3 protein-coding genes are annotated in these 4,378 nt (G+C 71.1%); 2 read left to right on the top strand and 1 reads right to left on the bottom strand.

The genetic code is table 11. The features are described from left to right. Positions 1–93: 93 nt before the first annotated feature. A complete protein-coding gene (locus tag C667_RS20675; protein ID WP_004381380.1) occupies positions 94–1,131 on the bottom strand; it encodes an aldo/keto reductase in 1,038 nt (345 codons plus the stop codon). 639 nt (positions 1,132–1,770) lie between these two features. Here C667_RS20675 and rlmM point away from each other — a divergent pair. Together rlmM and C667_RS20665 are read left to right on the top strand one after the other, a co-directional pair. Next, positions 1,771–2,865 carry a 23S rRNA (cytidine(2498)-2'-O)-methyltransferase RlmM gene (gene rlmM / locus C667_RS20670; protein WP_039922547.1) on the top strand — a complete coding sequence of 365 codons (1,095 nt, stop codon included), beginning with the start codon at positions 1,771–1,773 and terminating at the stop codon, positions 2,863–2,865. A 274-nt stretch (positions 2,866–3,139) separates the two neighbouring features. Further along, positions 3,140–4,378 (top strand): DEAD/DEAH box helicase (locus tag C667_RS20665; protein ID WP_004381374.1); only part of this gene is annotated, 1,239 nt, incomplete at its 3' end.

Here is a 4,378-nt window from a genome sequence, read left to right as displayed (position 1 = left end):
CCGGGCACGCCGCCGGCCGGGGCTGCCCGCACGACGCCTGCGGGCACGCCGGCAGCCGCCGCGGCGCACTGATCGCCGCGCCCGCCCCGGCGTTCACGGCGCCGGGTTGGCGTGCAGCTGATGAACCTGCTCGATCTCGGCGAGCGTGTCCTCGTCGAGGCGCCGATGCCAGGCATCCAGGTTCTCGGCGAGTTGCGCCACCGAGGTCGCCCCCACGATGGTGCTGCCCACGAACCAGCGCGAATACACGAAGGCGAGGGCCAGCGCGGTGAGGCTCATCCCGCGCCTGCGCGCGATCTCCGCGTAGCGCTCGACCGCCGCACCCACGCCGGGCTTGGCGTAGCGAACACCGAAATTCTCGAACTCGGTGAGGCGCCCGCGCGCCGCCGGGTCGGCGAGATACTTGCCCGACAGGTGCCCGAAGGCGAGCGGCGAATACGCCAGCAGCGCCACGTCCTCGCGCAGCGTGATCTCGCTCATTCCGTACTCGTACACCCGGTTGAGCAGGTTGTAGGCGTTCTGCACCGAGACCACGCGCGGCAGGCCGCTGTCGCGGGCGAGGCGCACAAACTCCATCAGCCCCCAGGGCTGCTCGTTCGACAGGCCGACGTGGCGGATCTTGCCCTCCTCCACGAGCTCGGCGAGCGCCTCGAGCTGGGCGCGGATCGGCGTGCATTCGCGCTCGCGCGCCGGATCGAAGGGCAGCTGGCCGAACAGCGGCTGGTTGCGCGCCGGCCAATGGAGCTGGTAGAGGTCGATGTAGTCGGTGCGCAGCCGGCGCAGGCTGCCCTCGACCGCGGCGCGGATGTTGGCGCGGTCGAGCGCGAGCGGACCGCCGCGGATCCACTCCAGGCTGCGCGCCGGCCCGGCCACCTTGGTCGCGATCACCAGCTTCTCGCGCGCCTGGCGCGCCAGCCAGTTGCCGACGATGCGCTCGGTCTCGCCGCTGGTCTCGGCACGCGCCGGGACCGGGTACATCTCGGCGGTGTCGATGAAGTCGATCCCGCGCTCGACGGCGAGGTCGAGCTGGCTGTGCGCCTCGGCCTCGCCGTTCTGCTGGCCGAAGGTCATCGTCCCCAGGCACACCGCCGACACCCGCGGCCCCGACCCGCCCAGTCGGCGGTACTCCATCTCACGTGCTGTCATCCTCGACTCCCTGTTTAGACACATTCGCGCCTGCCGGCGCTCCTACATAAGCCACCGCTGCCCCCGGGCTCCACCGCCGCTTTCGCGCCTGCCGGCGCTCCTACATGAACCACCACGCGTCCCTGCCCGCCTGTAGGAGCTGCGGCAGCTGCGAAGAGGGCGGTCCGATGATCGACGCGCGTGCCGGACTCCACCGCCGCTTTCGCGCCTGCCGGCGCTCCTACATGAACCACCACGCGTCCCGGCCCGCCTCTAGGCGCTGCGGCAGCTGCGAACACGGCGGCCCCGCAATCGACGCGCGTCCCGGACTCCACCGCCGCCTTCGCGCCTGCCGGCGCTCCTACATGAACCGCCGCGCGCCCCGGCCCCTCCTGTAGGCGCTGCGGCAGCTGCGAATAGGGCGGTCCGGTGATCGACGCGCGTGCCGGACTCCACCGCCGCCTTCGCGCCTGCCGGCGCTCCTACACGGACCATGGCGACGCGAAGGCGGCGGCGGGCACGAGCGCCGTGCTCGCCAGCGCGGCGCTCGCGGCTTATCATCCGCTGCCTTGCTCCGATTCCGGCCGCCGCCCTCGCGGCCCGGTGCGGACCCATCATACTGCAGCCCCTGCGCGCACCGACCCCATGAACCAGCACACTCCCGCCGCCGCGCTCGCCTGCGCCGGCCTCCTCGGCTATTGCCGGGCCGGCTTCGAGAAGGAACTCGCCGCCGAACTCGACGACATCGCCGCCGAAGCCGGCCTGATCGGCTACGTGCGCGCGGAGCCCGACTCGGGCTACGTGATCTACGAGACCTTCGAGCCCACTCCGCTCGGCAACTTCGGAGAATCCACCGACTGGCGCCGGCCGGTGTTCGCGCGCCAGCTGCTGCCCTGGTTCGCGCGCGTCGAGGACCTGCCCGAGCGCGATCGCGCCACGCCGATCGTCGACGCGGTCAAGGCCAGCGGCCAGCGCTTCTCGGGCGTGATGCTGGAGACCCCCGACACCGACGAGGCCAAGCAGCGCTCGGGCTTCTGCAAGCGCTTCACCGAGCCGCTCGCCACGGCGCTCGAGAAGGCCGGCTGCCTGCGCAGCAGCCGCGCCGGGCTGCCGGTGCTGCACGTGCTGTTCACCAGCGCCACCACCGCCTGGCTCGCCGCCGGCCAACCCGGGCAGTGCTCGACCTGGCAGATGGGCGTCCCGCGCCTGCGCATGCCCTCGAACGCCCCCAGCCGCTCCACCGCGAAGCTCTCCGAGGCCTTCATGACCCTGCTCGAGGAGGGCGAGCGCGACAGCATCCTGCGCGCCGGCCAGCGCGCGGTGGACCTGGGCGCGGCGCCGGGCGGGTGGACCTGGCAGCTCGTGCATCGCGGCCTGCGCGTCACCGCGATCGACAACGGCCCGCTGCGCGACAGCGTGATGGCCACCGAGATGGTGGAGCACCTCAAGGCCGACGGCTTCACCTGGCGCCCGCACCGGCCGGTGGACTGGATGGTGTGCGACATGGTCGAGCAGCCCTCGCGCATCGCCTCGCTGGTGGCCGAGTGGGTCGCCACCGGGCGCTGCCGCTACACCGTCTTCAACCTCAAGCTGCCGATGAAGCGCCGCGTCGAGGCGGTCGAGCAGTGCCGCGAGCTCATCCGCAAGCGGCTCGCCAGCGTCGGCCCCTACGACCTGCGCATCAAGCACCTCTACCACGACCGCGAAGAGGTCACGGCCTTCCTCACGCTCAAGCGCTGAGGGGGTCGGGATACGCCACATTCGCGGGCGAGCCCGCTCCCGATGATGCAGCGCTGCGCTCACGGGCAAGGCGGCACCCAACGACGTGGCGCTGCGCTCGCGGGCAAGGCGGCACGCACAGTGGCGCAGTGGTGGCGTGGGAGCGGGCTTGCCCGTGAATGCGGCGCCCAATCGGGCGAAGCCCCTGTCAAGTAAAGGTTTTTGTGCGGTGTATAATCCGGGCTTTCCGTAATCCGGTGGTCGGTTGTCGACCACCCCAGACCCGAAGGCACCCATGAGTTTTGCCGACCTCGGCCTCATTCCCGAACTGCTGCAAGCCGTCACCGATGCCGGCTACACCGAACCCACGCCCATCCAGCGCCAGGCCATCCCGATCGTCATCGCCGGCAAGGACGTCATGGGCGGCGCCCAGACGGGCACCGGCAAGACCGCCGGCTTCACGCTGCCGCTGCTGCACCGCATCGCGCGCCACGCCAACTCCAGCACCTCGCCCGCCCGCCACCAGACGCGCGCGCTGATCCTCGCGCCCACGCGCGAGCTGGCGATGCAGGTGTTCGAGTCGGTCAAGACCTACAGCAAGCACCTGCCGCTGCGCTCGGTGTGCGTCTATGGCGGCGTCGACATCCGCCCGCAGCAGGCCGAGCTGCGCCGCGGCATCGAGGTCGTGATCGCCACGCCGGGCCGGCTGCTCGACCACATCGAGCAGAAGTCGATCAACCTGTCGCAGGTCGAGGTGCTGGTGCTCGACGAAGCCGACCGCATGCTCGACATGGGCTTCATCCCCGACATCAAGCGCATCCTCGCCCTGCTGCCCAAGCAGCGCCAGAGCCTGCTGTTCTCGGCCACCTTCTCGGAGGAGATCAAGCGCCTCGCCGACCAGATGCTGAAGGATCCGCAGCTGATCGAGGTGGCGCGCCGCAACATGGTGTCCGAGACCATCACCCACGTGGTGCACCCGGTGTCCTCGGGCATGAAGCGCAACCTGCTCGCCCACCTGCTGCGCCACAAGCCCGACACCCAGGCCCTGGTCTTCGTCGACACCAAGCTGCTGTGCGGGCGCCTGGCCCACTTCCTCGAGCGCAGCGGCATCTCGGCCGACGCCATCCACGGTGACAAGGGCCAGCAGCAGCGCACCGACACGCTCGAGGCCTTCAAGTCGGGCAAGCTGCGCGTGCTCGTCGCCACCGACGTCGCCGCGCGCGGCCTGGACATCGACGAGCTGCCCTTCGTGATCAACTTCGAGCTGCCGCACACCGCCGAGGACTACGTGCACCGCATCGGCCGCACCGGCCGCGCCGGCCACCACGGCTACGCGATCTCGCTGGTGAGCTCGGAAGAGAAGCACTGGCTGTCCGAGATCGAGAAGCTCATCAAGCTGCAGATCCCGCAGGAGACGGTGCCGGGCTTCGACCCCGACCCCGACTTCCACGAGGCCGGCAGCCGCGCCCATCGCGGGCGCAGACCGGCCGCCGCCGCGGCCGACACCGAGGCGCACGCTCCGGCGCCGCGCTCC

It is taken from the genome of Thauera phenylacetica B4P (genome assembly GCF_000310225.1).
Taxonomy (GTDB): Bacteria; Pseudomonadota; Gammaproteobacteria; order Burkholderiales; family Rhodocyclaceae; genus Thauera; species Thauera phenylacetica.
This window is presented reverse-complemented; position numbering and strand designations above follow the sequence as displayed.